Annotated in this window: 13 protein-coding genes; 6 read left to right on the forward strand and 7 right to left on the reverse strand. The window is 71.1% G+C overall.

Translation table 11 applies throughout. The annotated features are described in order from the left end of the window. The first annotated feature begins 41 nt into the window (after positions 1-41). Positions 42-854 (forward strand): bifunctional hydroxymethylpyrimidine kinase/phosphomethylpyrimidine kinase, encoded by an 813-nt coding sequence (thiD, locus tag KY572_RS03205; protein WP_224240643.1) that lies wholly within the window; start codon positions 42-44, stop codon positions 852-854. Positions 855-1,187: 333 nt separating this feature from the next. Here the strand turns inward: thiD and KY572_RS03210 are convergent, their stop codons facing one another. From KY572_RS03210 to KY572_RS03220, 3 genes are all read right to left on the reverse strand, one after another. Continuing rightward, positions 1,188-2,576 carry a CBS domain-containing protein gene (locus KY572_RS03210; RefSeq protein WP_224240644.1) on the reverse strand — a complete coding sequence of 463 codons (1,389 nt, stop codon included), beginning with the start codon at positions 2,574-2,576 and terminating at the stop codon, positions 1,188-1,190. A gap of 225 nt (positions 2,577-2,801) precedes the next feature. After that, a complete protein-coding gene (locus KY572_RS03215) occupies positions 2,802-3,485 on the reverse strand; it encodes a hypothetical protein (protein WP_224240645.1) in 684 nt (227 codons plus the stop codon). Positions 3,486-3,632: 147 nt separating this feature from the next. Beyond that, positions 3,633-5,483 (reverse strand): vWA domain-containing protein, encoded by a 1,851-nt coding sequence (locus tag KY572_RS03220; protein ID WP_224240646.1) that lies wholly within the window; start codon positions 5,481-5,483, stop codon positions 3,633-3,635. A 270-nt stretch (positions 5,484-5,753) separates the two neighbouring features. On the opposite strand from KY572_RS03220, the gene KY572_RS03225 reads away from it, so the two are divergent. Continuing rightward, positions 5,754-10,142, forward strand: a complete 4,389-nt coding sequence (locus KY572_RS03225; protein WP_224240647.1) for a pilus assembly protein — start codon at positions 5,754-5,756, stop codon at positions 10,140-10,142. A gap of 85 nt (positions 10,143-10,227) precedes the next feature. On the opposite strand, the gene KY572_RS03230 is transcribed toward KY572_RS03225, so the two are convergent. Together KY572_RS03230 and KY572_RS03235 are read right to left on the reverse strand one after the other, a co-directional pair. Then, entirely contained in the window at positions 10,228-11,172 is a 945-nt protein-coding gene (locus KY572_RS03230; RefSeq protein ID WP_224240648.1) for a tetratricopeptide repeat protein, read from the reverse strand. A gap of 279 nt (positions 11,173-11,451) precedes the next feature. Then, a complete protein-coding gene (locus KY572_RS03235; protein ID WP_224240649.1) occupies positions 11,452-11,730 on the reverse strand; it encodes a hypothetical protein in 279 nt (92 codons plus the stop codon). A gap of 296 nt (positions 11,731-12,026) precedes the next feature. Between KY572_RS03235 and KY572_RS03240 the strand changes: the two genes are divergently transcribed. From KY572_RS03240 to KY572_RS03250, 3 genes are all read left to right on the forward strand, one after another. Further along, on the forward strand, positions 12,027-12,398 hold the full coding sequence (locus KY572_RS03240) for a response regulator (RefSeq protein WP_224240650.1): 372 nt from the start codon (positions 12,027-12,029) through the stop codon (positions 12,396-12,398). Then, on the forward strand, positions 12,395-14,443 hold the full coding sequence (locus tag KY572_RS03245; protein ID WP_224240651.1) for a response regulator: 2,049 nt from the start codon (positions 12,395-12,397) through the stop codon (positions 14,441-14,443). The genes KY572_RS03240 and KY572_RS03245 overlap by 4 nt, the downstream gene beginning before the upstream one ends. Before the next feature lie 144 nt (positions 14,444-14,587). Continuing rightward, entirely contained in the window at positions 14,588-14,866 is a 279-nt protein-coding gene (locus KY572_RS03250; RefSeq protein ID WP_224240652.1) for a hypothetical protein, read from the forward strand. Positions 14,867-14,906: 40 nt separating this feature from the next. On the opposite strand, the gene KY572_RS03255 is transcribed toward KY572_RS03250, so the two are convergent. Then, on the reverse strand, positions 14,907-16,511 hold the full coding sequence (locus KY572_RS03255; protein WP_224240653.1) for an LVIVD repeat-containing protein: 1,605 nt from the start codon (positions 16,509-16,511) through the stop codon (positions 14,907-14,909). Positions 16,512-16,740: 229 nt separating this feature from the next. Next, a complete protein-coding gene (locus tag KY572_RS03260; RefSeq protein WP_224240654.1) occupies positions 16,741-18,546 on the reverse strand; it encodes a response regulator in 1,806 nt (601 codons plus the stop codon). A gap of 212 nt (positions 18,547-18,758) precedes the next feature. Between KY572_RS03260 and KY572_RS03265 the strand changes: the two genes are divergently transcribed. Then, the gene (locus KY572_RS03265; RefSeq protein ID WP_224240655.1) at positions 18,759-21,860 is read left to right on the forward strand and encodes a serpin family protein; all 3,102 of its coding nucleotides are present in this window, start codon (positions 18,759-18,761) and stop codon (positions 21,858-21,860) included.

A 21,860-nucleotide genomic window follows, 5' to 3' on the forward strand; every position in this document is an offset into this window, starting at 1 on the left:
CGTCAGCATATGCTGCCGCCCCCAGGAGGCTTCCCGAGACGATGCAATCTCCCAGGTACGTGGCGACCGCGCTCACCATCGCGGGCTCGGACAGCGGCGGCGGTGCCGGCATCCAGGCCGATCTGCGCACCTTCGCCTTCCACCGCGTCCACGGCACCAGCGCGCTCACGGCCATCACCGCCCAGAACACCCTGGGCGTCACCCGCGTGGACGTGTTGCCCCCCGCCGCCGTCTCCGCCCAGATCGAGGCAGTGGCCTCGGACATCGGCGTCAGCGCCGTGAAGACGGGCATGCTCTCCAACCGGGACATCATCATCGCCGTCGCCGAGCAGGTGCGCCGCCTCAAGCTCTCCCCGCTCGTGGTCGATCCCGTCATGGTGTCCCGCGCCGGCTCGCGGCTCATCGACGACAAGGCCATCGGCGCCCTGCGCGAGCTGCTCCTGCCGCTGGCCACCATCGCCACGCCCAACCGCCACGAGGCCCAGCTCCTGGCGGGCCTGGAGCTCAACACGCTCGAGGACATGTGCGAGGCCGCGCGCCGCATCCAGCGGCTCGGGCCCAAGGCCGTGCTCGTCAAGGGAGGCGCCATGTCCGGCGCCCTGCGCGGCACCGACGTCTGGTTCGATGGCCAGCGCCTCGAGACGCTCAGCGTCGAGCCCATCGACACCCGCAACACCCACGGCACCGGCTGCACCCTGTCGGCCGCCATCGCCGCGCACCTGGCGCTCGGCCGCGAGCCCATCGAGGCCACCCGCCGCGCCAAGGACTACGTCACCGCCGCCCTGCACCACCCGCTGGCGCTCGGTAAGGGCAACGGTCCCTTCAGTCACTTCTTCGCCCTGCGCGAGCCGTAGCTTCCCTTTCGGACGGGGCCCTCGCGACACCCCGGGTCGGGCAGGCGGGTCCTCGAGGACCATCCACGCCGCGCTCCAACCCCGCGCGAGTGCAGGACTTACGGGAACTTGCAGGCCCGTCGGGGCCCGGCCCTCGGATTGCTACGGAGCAGTCTCGTGCTCCGAGCGGCCCTCTCCCGAGGGCCCCCAGGGATGGCGGAGCGCAGGCGATCCGCGCGTCCGCCCGGCCAAGGGAGGAGGGGGCTCCCACGCCAGGTGCCCGCGCGGGAGCTGGGGAGGCGCATGTCACGTGCGCCTCCCCACTCGCCACTTCCCCTCGCTACCTCGAGCCCATCAGGTCAGCCGGCTCCAGAAGGAGCGCTTGGACGAGATGCGGTCCAGCGCCTGCTGCAGCTCCTCGTCGTAGTCGGCGCGGTTGGCGATGTCGCCCATCGAGATGATGCCGATGACGCGGTCGTCCTTCTCCACGACGGGGATGCGGCGGATCTGCTTGCGGCCCATCAGCTCGATGATGCTGTGGATGTCCTCCTCCGGGTGGACGCACTCCACGTCATCCGTCATCACGTCCATGGCGCGCAGCTGATCCGGCGTCTTGCCGCCGGTGAAGGCGCGGACGACCAGGTCGCGGTCGGTGACGATGCCCACCAGGGTGCCGCGCTCGTCCACGATGGGGACGACGCCGCAGTCCTCGTCCTTCATCAGCTGCGCCACCTCGCGCAGCGTGGCGTCGCGGCGCACCGTCTTCACGCCCCGGGTCATGATCTCCCGCGCGGTGAGCGGCTCGCGCTGCCACCGGCGGAACAGGCCGCCCAGGCCCGTGCGGCCCGAGCGCTGGTGCTCGGTGTCCGAGCCGCGAGCCGTGTACGTCTCGCTCCGGCCGATGTTCACCCCCGTGCCCGGCTGGCCCGCGCTGGCGTGCCCCAGGCCGAGCAGCGGATCATACCGGCCCTGGCTGCCGTACTGGCCGGAGCCCTGGCCAGGGTTGCCGTACTGGCCGGAGGACTGGCCGATGCCGCTGTACTGGCCGCCGGAGTAAGGGCCCTGGTTGCCATACGCGCCCTGGCCCGAGGACTGTCCGTGGACACCCAGCTGGCCCTGGTTGCCGTACTGGCCGCCGGAGTACTGGCCGCGGTCCTCGCGCAGCTGGCGCTCGTCCACGCCGTAGCCGGTGCGGTCCCACTGGCGGTAGTTGTCGCCGCCCACGTCGCGGCGCATCTCGAGCGAGTGGCGCGTGTCCTGCTCGCCCATGCGCATCTGGCCGCCTCCGATGCCGGTGGCATAGCGGTCGTCCCGGTCGTCCCGGCCGTACGGGCCCTGCGAGGAGCTGCCCTGGCTGCGGCTGCCCCAGTCGGTGGGGCGCAGCCGGGTGTCATCGCGGTCATCCATGCTCACCGGGCCGGTGCGGGACATGCCGTAGTTGGCGCTCATGCCCATGCCCATGTCGGCGCGCGGCTGCGCCAGACGCATCGACGCGGCGCGGTGGAAGCGGCCCTGGCGCACGGCGGGGTCCTCATCGCGCTCGGGGCTGTAGCCGGTGACACCGGACTCGGAGCGCTCGCGCGAGCCGGGAGGCGACACGTCCGCGCCCCGCTTCGTCACGTCGATGCCGCGCCCGGAGACATCCGTCCCGGCCAGAATGCCGCCCGTCCCGTTCTCGGGCACTCCGGTGCGCTGGGTGCTACGGGCGTCGTCCCTGCCGTTGTCCATTCTTCTGTCGGCCATCTGGATGAACCTCCAACTGCGGAGTGGTGAGAGACCGCGCTCGGGGTGGAGAGCGCGGGCGGCGAAGGCTGGTGCCGCCCCCCTCGCGCACCAAGGGGGGGCGGGGGCCTTCCTCACCATCTGTCCGCGGCAGGTCAGGTTCTCGTCGCCGGACGCTCGGAGTCGGACACCGTGGCCGCCCGCTTCTCAACGGAACGGATCCCCGGAGCAGCATGCCGCGAAGCGTCAGTGCACGGACCAGAGCGCGCCGATCTCCTCGCACGCCAGCTCCACGTCATGGAGCCTGCGGGTGTTCGCCTTGGGCGCCTCGAAGAGGGTCCCCGCGAACACATCCACCACCCGGATCAACCGCTGCTCCACCGGGCCCAGGTGGCGCAGATGTTGCTCGGCGAAGCTCTGCAGCAGTGTGGCGATGTACTGCCCCGAACGCTCGTCCAGCGGGTGCCACTTGGCGAAGTACAGCTTGAGCAGCCCCACCTTGTTCTCCCCGCGCCGGTCCACCATCTGCAGCACCACCTCCGGCCGCACGCTGATGGTGACGCCGGCCACCTCCAGCACCGGGGGCTCCTGGCCCACCGCGCTGATGATGGTGTCGTCCAGCTCCAGCCTGGGCACCAGCGCGGCGAACCGGTCCAGCGCCTCGATGCACAGCCCCAGGCGCTGGGCCTCGAACTCCGTCTGCGGCACGGTGTTGAAGAAGCGCTCCTGGTGCTCCCTCAGGATGCCGCCGTTGAGGTGGCCGACGAGGAACTCGGTGATGGCGACCGAGGCCTCCGGGTAGCGCAGGTACTGCGGATCACACGGGTGCTTCTGATCATGGATGATGCGCTTGCGACGGGCCGGTGAAGCGGTGAGGTACTCCCCCAGCTTGTTCACCGAGACGCGTGGCGACTCACGGGTTTCCGCCATGGGTACGACCCCTTCGTGTGTCGTTGATGGTCACGACACTACAGAAGGGGTCTGACAAGGCATTCCCTGGGAGTTTCGCGGACTTGGAGTGTCGGATCCGTGGCCCCGATGTACGGCGACCCGCTGGATTGGGCGCGCGCGCCGAACCTACCGCGCCGCCACGCGCGCCAGCAGCGGCTGGGCCTTCTCCAACAGCTGGAGGAACTCCTCGCGCTCGGCGTTGCCCTCGGGCGTGGCCTGGCGAGCGATGGTCCGCACCTGCTCGAAGCTCCAGCGGCTCGCGTGGGGGCTGCGGCGGAAGAGCTCGGCGGCGCCCATCACCGCGGTGGCGAAGCGCAGGTCCTGGCTGGCCGCGGCGAAGGTGGGCGCCAGGGACTTCTGGGAGAAGCGGAACACGCTCTCGGAGGCCTTCTCGCCGCGCGGCTTCTTGGCGCGCACGCGCACGGTGGCAAGGGCCTCTCCGGCGCCCGGCTCGAGCTCCAGCTCGTACAGCGCGGTGACGGTGTGCCCGGCGCCCAGCTCGCCCGCGTCCACCTTGTCGTCTCGGAAGTGGATGTCCGCGATGGCGCGGTTCTCGTAGCCCACCAGCCGGTAGCGCGCCACCTGCTTGGGGTCGAACTCCACCTGCAGCTTCACGTCCTGGGCAATCACCTCCAGCGTGCCGCCGAGCTGCTGCTGGAAGATGCGGCGCGCCTCCATGAGCGAGTCCACGTAGTAGTGGTTGCCGTTGCCCTTGTTGGCGAACTGCTCCATCAGCTCGTCCTTGTAGTTGCCCATGCCGAAGCCCAGCGTGGTGACGGTGATGCCCTCCTTCACGTAGCCGCGGATCATCTTCAGGATGTCCTCGTGGCTGGTGGCGCCCACGTTGGCGTCTCCGTCCGAGAGGATGAGCACGCGCGAGACGGACTGCTCGTCCACCGTCTTCATGGCCTGCTGGTAGGCCAGCTCGATGCCAGAGGCCATGGCGGTGGAGCCGCCCGCCTGGAGCTCCTCGATGGCCTGGTGGATGACGGCCTTGTGCTCCAGGCCGGTGGGGGGCAGGGCCACCTTCACGCTGCCGGCGTAGGTGACGAGCGCCACCGTGTCCCCATCCCGCAGGTTGTCCACGAGCATGCGCAGGGCGCGCTGCGCCAGCGGCAGCTTGTCCGGGGACTGCATGGAGCCGGAGACGTCCACCAGGAAGGTGAGGTGCGCGGGCTTGCGCTCGGAGATGCGCAGCTGCCGGCCCTGCACGCCCACGCGCAGCAGGTGGCGGCCCGGCGTGTACGGCGAGGGCGCCGCGTCCATGTGCACCGCGAACGGCGAGTCGTCCCTCGGGCCCGCGTAGCCGTAGCGGAAGTAGTTGAGGAACTCCTCCACGCGCACGCCGTCCTGCGCGGGCAGCGAGCCCTCGAGGATCTTCCGGCGGGCCAGCGTGTACGCGCCCGTGTCCACGTCGATGGCGAAGGTGGAGAGCCGGTCCTCGCTCGCGGTGACGAACGGGTTGACGCCCCAGTCGCGGTACTGCTCGGCGCTGCCCACCGGCTCCGACGAGGCCTGCGTGCCCGGCACGGAGCGAGCGACGAACTTCTTGCCCACCACCCCGCCCTTGCCGCTGAGCAAGCCGCGGCCCTGGCCATAGGCGACGCCTCCACCGATGCCCAGGCCGCCGAGGCTTCCGCCTCCGCCCGCGCCCGCGCCGCGAGTCCCCAGGCCGCCGAGCGCCGAGCTGGGGGCAGCGGCCTGCTTCAGCTTCGCCATCGCCTTCCCTGGGGGCGCGAACCGGGAGCTCGCCGCGGGCGCGCTCTCGCGCTGCGCATGTTCGCCAGGCGCTGGGGCGCCGCGCGTGCCTTCCTCCTGCTTCTTCGCGGCGGGCTTCTCCACCGGCGCTGACGCTGGCTGGGAGCGCTCCGCGAGAGGCTGAGCCTCCTCCGCGCGCGAGCCACACCCCATGGACAACCCGCTTCCGACGAACAGCGCGCAGACGACTCCCGCGACGGCCACACGGCTCCGCCTCATGAACGACCTCCTTCGTGCTTTCGGGTTTTCGAGAGGCTTGGACAACGCCGTGCGCGGCAGGTTCCCGCCAGGGTGGATTGCCCCGCTCACCAACCTTTGCGGGGTGCAAAGTTTGCGAGGTGCAACCGCTCGCGCGCCGCGCGCCGCCGAGGAAGCAAACGCCGTCGTTCCGCCGAGTTACGCGCGACCCAGGCCCGGGTCGGAGTTTGCAGAAGGCCGGCTCGCCGCGTGAGCCCCCCGGCTCGCGCTGTTTCCCAGGGAGAAACCACCATGCAGCACTCCTGGATTTTTATCCTCCGCCGGCTGTGCCTCGGCCTCGCGATGCTGGGCGTGGCGGGCGGGGCCCACGCGGAGCTCGGCAACGCCTCCGAGAACACCGCCGCCTGCTGCCAGCTCACCACGTCGCTGGTGAATGACGTGCTGCGCGGCGATGACGTGTCGGGCGACGAGCGGTTCTTCAGCGCGGATGGCGCGCCGCCCAACATCCACTTCCTCGTCGATGCCTCGGGCTCCATGCGCGAGCTGCCGCAGATCATCAACAGCGAGCACAAGAAGTTCTTCGAGATCACCACCAACGGCTGCGACAACCCGCGCCTGGACGCGTACTCCGCCAGCCGCGGCTGGGACCCCAGCTTCCAGTACCCGGTGCCGGATCCGGGCACCGGGCTGGGCGCGGACAGCGGCTTCGACAAGCTGTTCCTGGACGACAAGTTCTACGCGTACATGTACTGGAACGACAGCAGCGAGCCGGACATCCAGTGGCACTCGAAGGAGGATGCCTGCCAGTCGCAGGTGCCCAACTGGAACACCACGCGCACGGCCGACTACGACCGGTGCATCCAGTGCCTGAGCACCAAGGGCTGGTGGAAGCTGCCGGAGGCCACCGCGCGTGACACCGCGCCGCTGACCAACCTGGACTTCATCTTCTGGGGCCGCTTCCTCAACTTCAACCCGCCCAAGTACGTCACCGCCCGCGCGGTGCTCAAGTCCGTCATCAAGGACCTGAAGCGGGTGCGCGTGGGCATCAGCCACTTCGCGGAGACCTCGGATCCCAACTACTCCGTGATGCTCGAGGCCCAGAGCCCCTCGTGCACGCAGATCGCCAACGACTCGAGCGCGTTCGATGGGCTGCGCGGCGACTACATCAACGCGGTCAACAGCCTGACCTTCAGCACCAGCACGCCGCTGGCGCGGTCGCTGCTCAACGTGGGCTACTACTTCACCTCGGACGAGGACGTGTACCGGACCCTCTTCAACTTCGGCACGGCCTACAACTACCCGCCCGGGTTCAAGAACAAGGCGCTGAGCGACCCGGCGCGCAGCGTGTGCTGGGGCTGCCAGTCGAGCTCCGTCATCCTCATCACCGACGGTGAGCCCAGCAACGACGGCGTGGGCCTCACGCTGGCCGGCAAGCTGCGCGCCGTCAACGGCGGCCCCGTGTACTGCCCGGCCAGCGAGCCCTGCAACGACAAGGGGCCCAACGCCGCCATCTACACCGACGACAACTCCAACTACTACCTGGATGACGTGGCCAGGATGCTCTACGAGAAGGACCTGCAGCGCAACGCGCCCGCGCAGGTCGGCGACTTCGACACCACGAACAAGCAGAACGTCGTCACCTATACGGTGGGCTTCGGCATCAACAGCAACCTGCTGAAGCACACCGCCGAGGTGGGCGGCGGCCTGTACTACACGGCCAATGACGGGGCGAGCCTCAAGCAGGCGCTGCTGGACATCATCAACAACGTGCAGACGCGCGCCACCTCCTTCTCGAGCCCCGCGGCCAGCGCGCTGCAGGTGAACAACGCCAGCGCCACGCTCATCCCGCGCTTCAAGCCGGCGCGCTCCAGGACGGAGCCGTGGCAGGGCCAGCTCTACCGCTTCAACATGGGCCCCGAGCGCCTGCTGGGCTGCGACCCCAAGAACCCCTCGCTGGGGGGAGACCTCAACCAGGATGGGGACTGCAACGACACGCTGATGCTCGACGCGGCCGGCGAGGCCGTCACCGAGGACGCGGAGGGCAACTTCGTGAAGCTGCTGTCTCCGCTCACGCCCGCCCAGCCCATCTGGGAGGCGGGCGCGAAGCTGAGCGCCGCGGGCCCCACGCGCTGGAAGACGCGGAAGATCTACACCCTGGTGGACAACAACGTCCCCGGCGGCGACGGCAAGCTGGACTACCGCGACACGCCGGTGGAGTTCGTGGAGGCCAACGCCGCCGCGCTGCGCGAGTACCTGGGCATCAGCGACAACCCCGATGCGTGCTCGGACCTGGCTGACCGGCTGGGCGTGCCGAGCCTGTCCGCCATCGACTGCGCGAAGCTGGTCATCCGCTGGTACCGCGGAGCCGATGCGCTCAACCCGGATCCGCTCCAGCAGGACAAGGATCGCTCGTTCCTGCTGGGCGACATCTTCCACTCCTCGCCCATCAGCGCGGAGCCGCCCATGCCGAAGAACTTCTGCGGCTTCTCCACCCAGTGCCTCACGTCGCTCTTCTCCGGCGCCACGCCGCAGCAGGACGGCTACACCACTCCGGAGGAGCCGAACGCGAAGGCCTACGACAAGTACGTGTACGAGGCGGGTGACCGCGACAAGGTCGTCCTGGTGGGCGCCAACGACGGCATGCTGCACGCCTTCCACAACGGCAGGAAGGTCACCAGCGCCGACGACGTGGATCCGCTCACCGGGCAGCGCAGGTTCGACGCGGGCACGGGCGAGGAGCTGTGGGCCTTCATCCCGCCGGACCTGCTGCCCAAGCTGCGCCCCAACATCGGCAAGCACGCCTACTTCGTGGACGGCACGCCCATGGTGCGCGACGTGTGGATCGACGGCGCGGGCAACCAGCCGGCCGACGGCAAGAAGCAGTGGGAGGAGTTCCGCACGGTGGCCGTGGTGGGCACCGGCCGTGGCGGCGTGCACCGCTTCGCGCTGGACCTGACGCGCCTGCTGGGCACCGCGCCCGGTGAGACGGCCAGCCTGGCGCCGAGCCTGGCGGGGGACTTCCTGTGGACGTGGCCGCAGCCGTGCGATCCACTGGCGCTGCAGGTGGGCGAGAGCTTCACCCACTTCGCTCCCCGCCCGCCGCCCATCGGCCCGGTGGCGCTCACCGAGCAGGCCGACCAGGCGCTGAGGGACCTGTACGGCCCCAGCGGCAGCCCTGGCGCGGGCCCGTGGACGGTGGACAACACCCCCGCGCGCGAGCGGTGGGTGGTGGCGCTCAACGGCGGCTTCGACGAGCACATGCTGCGCGGCCGGGGCATGGCGCTGGTGGACATCCGCAGCGGGCACACGGTGTGGAGCTTCTTCCACGGCGATGGCCAGAGCCGCTCGGAGAACCTGCGCTACCCCATCGGGGCGGGCCTCTCGATGATGGACATCGGCCGCGCGGACAACCCCAGCGCGGACGCCGACCTGCTGTGGGACTCGGCCACCGTGGGTGACTACGGCGGGCAGTTGTGGATGGTGCGCATGTGGAAGCCGGGCACGTGGGACGCCACCAGGCAGCGGGTGGACAACTGGTTCGCCGCGCGCGCCTTCCGCGCGGAGAATCTGGCCGGCAAGAGCGCCGACGCGGAGGCCCTGCGCGCTCCGTTCAGCTACATGACCCTCAACACCCTGCAGCCGGACACCGGCTTCCTGCGCACCTTCGTGGGCACGGGTGACCGGGAGAACCTGATGGAGAAGGGCACCTCGTGCCGCCTGTCCAACCCGCGCGCGTGCGCGGTGCAGGGCTGCGGCGTCAACAACACGCTCACCGTCCAGCGCGACGGCCACACGCTCTTCACGACCAGCGCCGCGTACAAGGACTACCGCTACTTCGGTGGCGCCTCGACGGCGGCGCCGGCGGCGGGCAACTCCTGCGCGGGAGCCCAGGTGACGCTGAGCTGGAACAACGACAAGGCCCACGGCTGCGACAACGACAACGACGGCTCCATCCAGTTCTCGTGCGGCGGCAACAGCTCCACCTGGAGCTGCCAGGAGTCGAGCACCTGGGCGCAGCTCAACTTCGCCGAGGACGCCAGGCCCTACCCGCAGCGCTACTCCGGCGTGTACACGTACGGCGGGTCGGACCCGACGCGCAAGTTCGACACCGACGCCGAGGCCAACACGTACGAGGCCAACCTCGTCACGGACAGCCAGCTGGTGGACGTGGGCCAGTTCGACAGCGCCGGAAAGGTCACCACCAGCCAGCAGTCGGCCGCGCCCGCGGGCAAGGGCTGGTTCATCCAGTACGCGAAGGACCACGAGCGCACCGGCACCACCGGCTCGCTCCAGGCCGGCTGCGTGGTGTGGAGCTCGTTCGAGCCCAGCGGCGCCGCCGGGAACATGTGCTCCACCACGGGCACCAACGTGGCGCGGCTGTACCAGGCCAACTTCGCCACGGGCATGGCCAACTGCGCGGTGGGCTTCTACAACAAGGGCCAGGACGAGTGGGCGCGCTTCTCCGAGAGCACCACCGTCGCGGCTCCCGCCGAGCCCGCCATGCAGGTGTCCATCGGCGGCGGCACCATCGAGCTCGGCGTCACCATGGTGGGCCCGGGCACCGCGGACAGGAAGGCCATCCAGGTGAGCGATGACGGCGTGAAGTCGCTCTACCAGCTCGAGCTGGATCCGCGCGGCCACAACTGCCGCCACAACGGCGTCGCCGCCGCCTGCGACTGAGGCTGAAAGCACGAAGGGCTCGGAAACCCACGCGAGGTTCCGAGCCCTTCTCATGTACGGGCCTCGAGGCCCCTGCCCGTGAGGGCTACTTCGCCGGCGCCGAAGCCGTCTCCGCGGCCTTGGCCGCCGCCGCCGCAGCAGCAGCAGCAGCCTGCTTCTCCTTGTACTTCGGCTGGAGCTCCTTGAACTTCGCGGTGAGCTCCTCGAACTGCTTCTGGAACTCCTGCGCCCGCTTCAGGTGCTCCGCGGCGCGGGCCATGGCCTCGGCCGACTTCGCCTTGTTCTTCGAGGTGCGCGCCTCCGCCTCGGCGGAGATCTGCTGCTGCTGCTCGTGCTGGACGTACTTGGCCATCACGATGCGCTTGTTGATGTACGTGAAGGGGTACTCGGGGTTGAGCGCGATCACCTGGTCCAGGTAGGAGATGGCCTTGTCCAGGTGCTCGGGCACCGCGGTGGCCTGCGCGTTCTCCGTGCCGCCGCGCTTGGAGTAGATGGCCGCCAGCCAGCCCAGGCTCGCCTCGTCCTTCGGGTTGAGCTTGAGGGCCTCGTTGAAGCGCTGCTCGGCGGCGTCCAGGTTGCCCGACTGGCGGTACTGGTCGGCGATGACGCGGTAGAGCTCCGCCTTCTCCTCATCCTTCTGCTTGGTGGCCATCACCTGGAGCAGCGCCTTCTCGGCGTCCTCCACCTTGCCGGCCTGGCGGAACTCGTCGGCGGCCACGCGGTACAGCTCCGTCTTCTGCGCGGGGTCCTTCTCGAACTCCACGTACTTCAGCATCGCCTCGCCGGCCTTGTCGTGCTCGCCGATCTGCTGGTGCACGAAGGCCTTCTCCTTCCAGGACTTCGCGTCCTGGGGGTTGGCCTGGAGCGCCAGCTCGTACTCGGCGGCCGCGAGCTTGAACTCCTTCTTGGCCAGGTGGTTGGTGGCCTTGATGCGGTGCTCCTTGGCCGGGTCGGGCTTGCCCTCGCAAGCCACCGTCCCCGTCAGGGTGAGCACTCCCAGCACCAGACCCATTCTTCCCAGCTTCTTCATGCACATGCCTTTCGAGCGGTGCCGGGAGTCTTGGATCTCGGCACGGTTTGGATTGGATTGGCCCCGAGCGGTCACGCGCGCGCCGCCCCGTGAGGGCCGGCAGCATACCCGAAGTCGCTCCACGCGCCCCCCTCCCGGGTTGGCTCCTCCGGCCTCTACCAGGGGGAGGGGTACGGGGGGCGCAGGCCTCCTACCACGGACAGCAGCCGGCTGTCCGGGCCAGGTGCTCGCTGTGCATGAGGCCGGGCACGCGCATGCCCGGCGGTGAGACTGGCAGTCCTAGCGCTTGTCGCCGGGGTGGTTGCCCCAGTAGCTCTCCGGCAGCGGGTTGGTGCCCCGGTCGCTGCGCGGGCCGTCCCCGTCCGACAGCTCGTCGATGCCCTCCCGGCGAGGCTCCTCCGTCTCCTCCTCCGTGCTCTTGCGGGAGCCGCGGTCCTCCTCGCCCGGCGCGTCCCTGGCGGGCCGGCGGGCGGACTCTTCGTGCTGCGGGCTCGTTGGACGTCCGAACATGTCCTCGGCCGGCTGGGTCCCCGGCTTCTTGGTGTCCTCTGTCGCCATGGTGGAATCCTCCCCGCTTCTACGGTCATGGCGGGTGGCTCCCACCGCAAGCTGTCGGGAATGCAGGGCCCGAGGCCAGGCGGGCAGGCGCGGGCGGCCAGGGTGCTCCTTCCGCGGGTGGCCTCCCTCTCGGAGACACACGGGGTGTACAGGTGTCCAAAGGGCCAGGGACGCACGGGAGGTGACACGGAGGGCAGGCCCCCGGAGTACGCTAGCCAGTGGCTCGGGCCGAGGTGGAGACGGCTCCCGCCACCGCGCCGTCTCCCCCACGCGCCCTCTCATGACCGAGGACCGACATGCCGATTCGCAAGGTGCTGCTCGTGGATGACGAGGAGGACATCCGCACCGTGGGCCACCTGAGCCTCAGCCGGGTGGGAGGCTGGGAGACGGTGCTCGCCGCCTCGGGCGCCGAGGCGTTGACGCGGGCTGTCACCGAGCGGCCGGACCTCATCCTCCTGGACGTGATGATGCCGGGCATGGACGGACCCAGCACCTTCAGCCACCTGCGCGCCCAGGAGGCCACCGCGCGCACGCCCATCATCTTCATGACGGCGAAGATCCAGAAGCAGGAGGTGGCGCGCTACCTGGAGCTGGGCGCCCTGGGCGTCATCTCCAAGCCGTTCGACCCCATGACGCTGCCGTCCGAGATCAAGCGACTGCTGCCATGAGCCGGACGGTCCTCTTCCTCGAGAAGGAGCGCGAGCTGCAGGCCGTGATGCCCGCGTACCTGCGCGAGCGCGGCTTCCGGGTGGAGTCCGCCCGCAGCGTGGCGGAGGCCCAGGCGGTGCTGGCGCGCGTGGAGGTGGACGCGGTGGTGGTGGACAGCCTGCTGCCGGGCATGGTGGGCCTGGACTTCCTCCAGGAGCTGCGCAGGGAGTGGCCCGCGCTGCCGCTGCTGCTGTCCTCGCGCTTCTCGAAGGACGTGAAGGGCCGCGAGCAGTTCCTCAGGGAGCTGGGCGTGGCGCGCATCCTCCAGAAGCCGTACACGCCGGAGGAGCTCTTCATCTGGGTGGAGCAGGCGCTCAGCCGCCCTCTCGCCGCCACCCCGCCGCCCAGGCCCGCCCTCTCGCCCGAGCTGGCCGCCGAGCTGGCGGCGGCCACCGCCGAGTATGCCCGGCACCTGCGGCGCAGGCTCTCCTCGCTCACGGAGTCGGTGGGCAAGGCGCGCGCCGGCTCGCGCGAGGCGGTGGAGGCCGTGTTCTACGACTCGCACAAGCTCCACGGCTCGGCGGGCTCCTTCGGCTTCATGGAGGTGGGCCAGGCCGCCGGGCAGCTCGAGGAGTTGGTGTGGCCGGCGCGCGAGGGCGCCGCGGTGGACTGGGACGCCATCGAGGCGGCGCTGCGCACGCTGGCCGAGGCCATCTCCACCGCGACGGCCCCGGCGAGCGCGCCCGGGAGCCAGGGCTCCCAGGACGAGGGCTCGCCGTCCGCGGCCTCCAGGCCCGCCAGCCAGGTGGGCACGGTGCTGGTGGTGGACGACGACGCGGCGTGGCTGGCCGAGGTGGAGAAGATGGGCGAGGAGCAGGAGGTGCACGTCGTCGTCGCCCAGGGCCTGGACGAGGCGCTGGAGCGCGCGGGCCAGCAGTGGCTGGACGGGGCGCTGCTGCACGTGCACCTGGGCGGCGCGGAGGGCGGCTTCGAGGCGGCGGCGCGGCTGCGCGGCGAGCCGGCCCTGCAGGCGCTGCCGCTGGCCTTCTTCAGCGCGGAGGGAGACTTCGCCTACCGGGTGGCGGCGGCCCACGCCGGCGCGTCGCTCTACCTGCCCAGGCCCTTCACGGCGGCGGACCTCACCGAGGCGGTGGAGCGGCTGGTGGCGGCCCGGCGCCCGGAGCGCTCGCGGGTGCTGGTGCTGGTGGAGGACGAGGGGACGTGGCGCGCGCTGCGGCAGGCGGTGAGCGGGCTCCACGTGGAGCTGGTGTGGATGGAGGACCCCTTCCGGCTGCTGGAGGCGCTGTCCGAGCACCGGCCGGACCTGCTCCTGGTGGACGTGGAGGTGCCGGGCCCCAGCAGCTTCGACTTGTGCCGCATCGTCCGCTCCACGCCCGCGTGGCAGCAGCTGCCCATCCTCCTGCTCGCCTCGCGGCTGGGGCAGGAGTTCCGGGTCACGGCCTTCGAGGCCGGCGCGGACGACTACCTGACGAAGCCGGTGCTGCGCGAGGAGCTGATGGCGCGCGTGCTCTCGCGGCTGGAGCGGGCCCGGCTGGCGCGCGAGCGCTTCGAGCGGGACGCGCTCACCGGGCTGCTGCTGCGCCGCCCCATGCTGGAGGCCCTGCGCGGGCGCCTGTCCGAGGTGCAGCGCCAGCAGCGCCCCCTGGCGCTGTGCTTCCTGGACGTGGACCACTTCAAGAAGGTGAACGACACCCACGGCCACCTGGCCGGAGATCAGGTGCTCTCACGGCTGGGGCGGCTGCTGGCCACGCGCTTCCGCAAGGAGGACTTGCGCGCCCGCTGGGGCGGCGAGGAGTTCCTCGTGGTGCTGATGGGAGAGACGGCCGCCAGCGCGCGGGACATCCTCTCGCGCACGGCGGCGGAGCTGGCGCGGATCCACTTCGAGGGCGAGCGCGGAGAGCGCTTCCACGTCACCTTCAGCGGCGGCATCGCCGAGGCTCCCAGGGACGGGGTGGACGTGGAGGCGCTGCTGCGCACCGCGGACGCGCGGCTCTACCGGGCCAAGAACCTGGGCCGCGATCGCATCGAGATTGACGACGGCTGAAGATTCTTCAGGCGTATTTCTTACAGAACAGGGGCTGGAGAACATTCCGGTCCGGTGCGGCTGGCCCCACCAACCCCAGGATTTCTCGGGAAGAGAGGTGGGCGCGTGGCTTGCAAAGAGTTGGGGCTCACACGGATTCACCCCATGACTCGCACACCTCCTGCGCTGACAGCCTACTACCGCGTAGACCTCTCTCCCGAGGCCTGGAGAGAGGTGGGCTGTGTGCCGGCGAACGACTTCGAGGTGCTCCGGGACGTGATGGAGCTGCTGGCGGCCCAGGGCACGCCGTACGAGCAGGGCGAGGGGCCGCACTCGGTCACGGTGGCGGGCTTCGAGATGCAGTACACGCGCGACGACGTGGAGCGCGTCCTCACGCTGCACCGCGTGGTGCGAGCGCTCGCGAAGCCGGAGGAGGCCGCGTAGTCCGCCGTGTCGGTGGCGCGCAGCCGCCGAGGCTCGAGGCTCACGGCTCGCGGAAGACGAGCAGGCCGCGCGAGGTGTCCACCACGTACACGTACCCGTCTCCCGGCACGCGCATGCCGATGGCGCCTTCGTAGAAGCTGTAGCCGCGGTGGGGGTCGGTCTCGCGGAAGGTGTTGAAGTACGCCAGCTGCCGGGGCTCGGACGGGGTGGACACGTCCAGCACGCGCACGCCCTCCTGGTAGTGGGAGATGTAGAGGCGCGTGTCCACCAGCACCATGTTGTGGATGGAGGACTGCGCGCGCAGCCGCCACTCGCCCAGCTTCACCACCGCCTGGGGGTCCGTCACGTCCAGCACGCGCAGGTGCGCGTCGTAGCCCTCGCCGCCCTCGAAGGCGATGGTGCGCCCGTCGAAGGTGCCCACCGCGTTGGCGTGGCTGGTCTGGTTGGCGTACACGTACCGGCCCACCTGGCGCATGTCGAACAGGGTGTTCACGTCCACGATGAGGAAGCCCAGGTCCCAGTGGTTGATGTACAGCCGCCCCTGGTAGGCGAACGCGTCATGCGGGTAGCCCGCGGTGCCCCCGCCCGGCGCGGTGAAGCGGCCGAGCAGCACCGGCCTGAGCGGCTCGGAGACGTCGAACAGCAGCGTCTCGCTGTGGGGGTCCGGCGACATGGCGTACAGCCTGTCTGCCTCCACGAAGACGGTGTGCACGTTGATGGCGTCCTCGGGCAGGCTGCGCAGGAAGGCCGGCTCGGCGGGGTTGGAGATGTCGAAGAGGAGCACGCCGCGCGTCGCGCTGGCCACGTAGAGCCCGTCGCCCCTGGCCCACACGCCGTTCCAGTAGCTGTCCCCGGGCATCGTCACGGTGCGCCGGAACACCGGGTGGGCCGGGTCCGCCACGTCGAACACGCTGAGGCCACCGGTGCGCCCGCCGGAGTTCACCGACACCACGTAGGCGTGCCCCTTGGCCACGTAGATGTCCACCGGCAGGCCCAGCGACACGAAGGACTCGGAGACGAGCGAGATGCCCTCGGACTCCTGCTCGCCCTCGCGCCGCGTGGCCCGCAGCGCCTGGAAGGTGCCTTGCGAGCGCACCCGCCCGTTGCGGCAGCTCACGTAGCAGCCGGTGAGGTGCTGGCCGTCATCCACCTGGCAGCCGGCGTAGGCGCTGCGGCTGATGTCCCCGTTGTCGAGGGTGACTTCGCGGGCGATGTAGAAGCGCTCGGCGTCGCGCTGGTACGTGGTGGCCGGGCCGCTCAGCAGGATGTTGGAGGCGCCCCCGTCGCTGCCCAGGTGCATGGTGCTGGCGAACACGATGCCGCCGGTGGGCGAGCTGCTCGTCGCCACGCGGCTCTTGAGGATGTACACGCCCTGCGACGGTGAGCGCGCCAGGGTGCTCGTGTCACAGGCCGACAGCTCGAAGGCCTCCAGCTCTCCACACGCGAGCGCGGAGGTGGTGGCGTAGCTGCACGGCGCCAGCGGGCCGGTGTCCACCGCGTCGCCGGGATCCGAGGGGTTGTCGGGAACCTCGGGGCCCTTCGGCTCCGAGGAGCAGCCGGCGAGGAGCAGTGTGCTGGTGAGGAGGAGGAGGCAGGTGGGGGCGCGGGCGCTCAGGCTCGCCCAGGCACGCGGGGGACAGGTCATGGGGAGGGTGCTCCATTCGAGCGGTGCCAGCTCGGAGGCCGGCGCCTGGTGGGTAGCCAGGGAGGTGCCCTGTGCTCGAGCCGGTTGCCAACTGGTATGACAAGCAGACCAGTTCGGACACGGCTCGACCGGCGGGGGGGCGCACCGGACGCGGGGGCGGACTCGGGGCCCTGCCCGGTTCAGGTGGCGCAGGCGGGCAGGCTCGCCCCGCCGCGAACCAGGGGCCGCATCACGGGGTGCGCGGCGGCAGCAGTCGGGTGACGCGCGCCAGCAGGGTGTGGATGGAGAAGGGCTTGGCCACGAAGTCCACGGCCCCCTCGGTGTAGAGCTTCATCACGTCCTCGTCGCGGATGCGCGCGGAGAGCACCAGCGAGCGCACGGGCGAGGAGGCCTCGCGCAGGGCGCGCAGCACCTCGATGCCGGAGCGCCGGGGCATGTGCACGTCCAGCAGCACCAGGTCCACCGGGGTGAGCGAGGGGTTCAGCAGCCGGGCCAGGGCCTCCTCGCCGTCCTCGACGGTCTCCACCACGTAGCCCTCGGCCTCCAGCAGGCGCTGGAGCACGCGGCGCAGGGCGGGCTCATCGTCCGCCACGAGGATGCGGTGCGAGCGCGACTGGGTGCCGTCGGTGGGGCGGGCGGGAGCGCCGGGACGGGGCGGGGCGGCGCCGCCACTCTCGTTCGGCGGGCTGAGGCGGACAGGGGGCTGGGTGGGGAGGCTCACGGGCGGCAGGGTCGAGCGGGAGGTGGGCGGAGCGAGGCTCTCCTTCTCCCCGCGCGCGGTGCTCGCGGGCCGGGCCGGCTGCTGCGGCTGGACGGCGGGGAGGTTGCTGCGAGAGGGAGGCCTCGGCGAGGGAGCCCCGGTCCGGGGCACGGGCGTCTGTTCCAGGCGCGAGGGAGTGAAGGGGCGTTCCGTGCTGGCGCCATGGGAGGCCGCCATCGCGCTGCCCGCGTCCTTGTCGCCGGAGGCGCGCAGCAGGGTGCGCCGCTGCAGGTGGGCCATGAGGCGCAGGCGCAGCTCGGCGGGAGCCACGGGCTTGATGAGGTAGTCGTCCACGCCCATCTGGAAGGCGCGCACGCGGTCCGCCGGAGCGTCCCGGGCGGTGTGGAAGACGACGGTGAGGGTGCGCCAGGCGGCGTCGGCGCGGATCTGCGACAGCAGCTCGAAGCCGTCCACGGAGGGCAGGGCCACATCCAGCAGCAGCAGGTCCGGGTGGTGGCGCTGGAGGCTGGAGAAGAGGTTGCGCCCGTCGCTGAGCGTCACCACCTCCATGCCCGCGGCCTCCAGCACGGCGCGCGCGGCGGCGAGCACCGCGGAGTCGTCATCCACGGCCAGGACGCGGAAGCGCGAGGGGCTGGCGCGCTGGATGGAGACAATCTCCCGGGCGAGGGCCTGGGCGGGAGTGCCCAGCGAGAGCACGGCGTCGGCGCCGTCGCGAGGCGTGGTGCGCACCTCGGTGGCGGGGGCGAGCAGTACGAGCGGCGGCGGGGTGTTGAGCGAGCGCAGCGCGCCGCGCAGCGAGGTGGGGACGGTGGGGCCCACCACCACGCGCTCCACGGGGCGCTCGGAGGTGATGAGGCGCACGGCCTCCTCCTCGGTGGAGGCGGCGATGGCATCCATGCCGAGCCCCTCGAGGTGGTGGGCCAGCTCCACGGCGAGGTGGGTGTCGGCCAGCCGCACGAGCACGCGGGGACGGTGGGGCACCAGGGGCAGGGTGCTCGGAGGGTGGTGGAAGGCCTCCTGGAGCGACTGCAGGAGGACGAGCACGCGCGTGGAGAAGGCGGCTGCCTCGCCCGTTGCGAGCTTCTCGAGCTCGTGGGCGAAGCGGGCCACCTCGGTGAAGCCGAGCGTGCTGGCGGTGCCGCGCATGGTGTGGACGATCTGCGCGAACTGCGCGGCGGAGCCGGGAGTGCCCGCCTTCCAGGCATCGGCATGGCGGCGCAGCTGGCCGATGCGCTCGGACGCACTGGAGCGGAAGCCATCGCGAACCGTTGCGAGGGCCTGCGCCATCTCTTCTGCGACACCACGCTCGGCCATGAGGGTCGTCGGGCTCGTGAGGTGAGGACGCGGGCGCGGGGCACCCGTGAGGACAGGTTTAGCACGACAGCCAAGGCGCTGTCCGTGCCAGGGGATGCGAAGGAGGTAGGAGACGCCCGGTTGCTCGCTATCACCCCGGAAGACTGGCTCTCCTGGCTCCCACATAGGAAGATCCGGGAACCCGGCTTGCGCGGAGAATGGCAGGATCTTCCATGGAGTCGATCAGCAGGCTGAGGGAAATCCTGGGTCGCGACGCGAGGCACGTCCATAAGGATGCGGCCAGCGTCGAGCTGCTGGTGGCGGCGGCGCTCGAGGCTCCCGAGCCGGAGCGCGGCGCGGCCGTGGAGCTGCTCCACCAGGTGATAGGTCGGCGTCGGCTGAACCCCCTGAGGCGCGCGTTGTCGGCGCGGACGCTGGAGCTGCTCGACAGCGCGGATCCGCGGGCGAGGTGGGCGGGCGCGGCGCTGATCGACGCGGGACAGAGGCCCGAGGCCATTGCCCGGCTGAGGCGTGGCCTGGCGGATGCGGACTCGAAGGTGCGCGACGCCTGCGTGAGCGCGCTGTTCTCCGCGAGGCTCGGGCCGGAGGTGCTGCGCGAGCACCTGTGCTCGGAGCGGCCGGAGGAGCGCGAGGCGGCGCTGGAGCTGGCGAACGCGATGGGAGGGGATGCGCTGCGGCCGGAGCTGCGGCGGCTGCTGGGGGATGGCTCGGCGCGCGTGCGCTACCTGGCGGCGGAGCTGCTGGGCGTGGATGAGACGCCCGGCGCCTGGGAGGTGACGCTCGATGCGGCGCGGAGGGCGGAGGCGCCGCGCCAGCGAGGCAACGCCATCCGGTGCCTCCGGGAGTACGGGCTGCGTCGGGAGGCGATCCCCGCGCTGCTCGAGGCCTTGAAGTCCGATGCGGATGACTCGGTGCGCGAGAGCGCGGCGGAGGTGCTGGGCGAGCTGTCCCCCACGCACCCGGAGGTGGCGGACGCGTTGTTCGAGGCGCTGGCGGACGCGAGCCCGCGAGTGGGGGCGCAGGCGGCGCAAGGGCTGGGCAAGCGTGGGGCGAGGACGGAGGCGCTCGTCCCGAGGCTGCTCGAGGCGCTGGAGGACGAGCGGCTCGCGGAGGAGGTGCGCGGGCAGGTGGCGCTCGCGTTGGCCTCCTTGCGCGAGCGCGCGGTGGTGCCCCGGCTGATCCGGCTGCTGGAGCGGCCGGATGACACGTTCCAGCAGCGGGGGGACATGGTGACGGGCCTGGGGGACGAGCCGCTGCTGAAGCACGAGGCGGTGACGGCGCTGGGGATGCTCGGGCCGCTCGCGGAGGAGGCGGTGCCCGTGCTGCTGGAGATGCTGCCGGCCTGCGGCGAGGGACTCCAGACGGTGGTGGCGGAGACGCTCGAGAAGCTGGGCACGGCGCGGGCGGAGCTGGAGGAGCAGCTGTGCGCCATCCTCTCGAGCTCCAGCCCTCCGAGAGCCAGCAAGTGGCGCCGGCAGCAGCTGCGGGGAGTGCTCGCGAGGCTGAAGCCGGAGAAGGATGCCGCGCTGCGCGAGCTGGTGCGGGGACTGGCGGAGCTGGAGCCGAGGGAGTGCGCTCCGGAGCACAGGTACCTGTGGCGCGCGGTGGGCGAGCGCCCGGAGCTCATCGAGCGCATCGAGGCCTTCACGCGGGAGGAGGATCCGGTGCTGCGGCGCGCGGCCGTGGAGGCCCTGAAGGTGCTGGGGCGGCCGACGGCGGAGGCCCTGGAGCAGCTGGCGAACCGGATGGAGTCCGCGGAGGAGGAGGAGCGGGAGACAGCGGCCAGCGAGCTGCGGACCCTGGGGAGCCGGGCGGCAGCGGTGGGGAAGAGGCTCACGGTCCGGTGGCCCAGGCTCGGGCGCGAGTCGCGAGTGGCGGTGCTCTCGGTGCTCGGAGTGGTGAGCGGCGGGAAGCTCGACGAGGGCGCACGGAAGGCACTGAAGGCGGGGCTCCAGGCGGAGGAGGCGCCGGTGCGAGAGGCGGCGGCCTGGGCGCTGTGCGACTTCGGCGAGGTGGACGCCGAGCTGGTGCGGCTCGCGGAGGCGCATCGCGAGGACCCGGAGCCGAAGGTGCGCGAGGCGGTGGAGTCCGCGCTGCGGATCCACGGAGCGGCGCGCGAGGAGGAAGCGCCGCGAGAGGCCACGGGTGCGACGGAGCAGGCGGTCCGCGCCATCCACGAGCTGGGCCTCGAGCTCTACGCGGTGCTGAGGGAGGGCACGGGCAACCGAGTCTTCTCACCGCTGTCGCTCTTCACGCTGCTGGCCATGGTGCTGCGCGGCGCGAGGGCGCGCACGGAGGCCGAGCTGGGGCGAGCACTGCACTGGCCCATGGAGCCCGAGCGACTGCCCGCGGCGCTGAGCGCACTGGCCCATCAACTACACGGCCCTACACGCCAGGAAACCTCCCCGCATATAAAGGAGGGGGACGAGGGGTTCACGCTGGTGTCGGCGAACGGGTTCTGGCCGCAGGAGGGCTACCCGCTGCGAGCGGAGTACCTGGCGGAGCTGGCGGAGGGGTTCGGCGTGAAGCCCACGGCGGTGGACTTCGGGCGGGGGCTGGAGGCGGCGGTGGCCACCATCAACGGCTGGGCCCGGGAGCACACGCGGGGACGCATTCCGACAATCGTCTCGGCGGGCCAGCTGACGGAGGCGACGCGGTACGTGATGGCGAACGCGGTGTACTTCCGTTCGCGCTGGGAGCAGCCCTTCTACGACAGCACGAAGGAGGAGCCGTTTCACCTGCTCGACGGGCAGCAGGTGGAGGCGCCGATGATGAGCCGCCAGGGCCGCTTCGGCTACGCGAGTGGAGCGGGGTGGCAGCTCATCGAGCTGCCGTACCGAGACGGAGAGGCCTCGATGGTGGTGCTGCTGCCGGAGGTGGGAGTCTTCGAGCGCATCGAGCGGCTGCTGAGCCGGGCGTGGCTGGAGCGACTGCTACGGCAGGTGACACCGGGGGAGTTCGTGCTGAAGCTGCCGCGCTTCGGCTTCGATCAGCGGGTGGAAGTGTCGGCGCTGGCGGAGCGGCTGGGGCTCGGGGCGCTGTTCGAGCCGGACGTGGACCTGACGGGGATGACGCCGCGGCGGGAGCCGCTGGCGGGAGGGCTGCTGCACGACGCGACCCTCACGGTGGACGAGAAGGGAACGGAGGCGGCGGCGGTGACGCAGGTGTTCCACGTCGGAGGAGTGCCGCCGAGTGTGGTGGTGAACCGCCCCTTCCTGTTCCTGATCCGGCACCTGGGGACGGGGGCGTTGTTGTTCCTGGGGAGGGTGATGGATCCGAGATCCCCGAAGGAAGCGTCCTCGGCTACGGTCTGA

Origin of the sequence: Hyalangium gracile (assembly GCF_020103725.1) — a bacterium.
Lineage (GTDB): Bacteria > Myxococcota > Myxococcia > Myxococcales > Myxococcaceae > Hyalangium > Hyalangium gracile.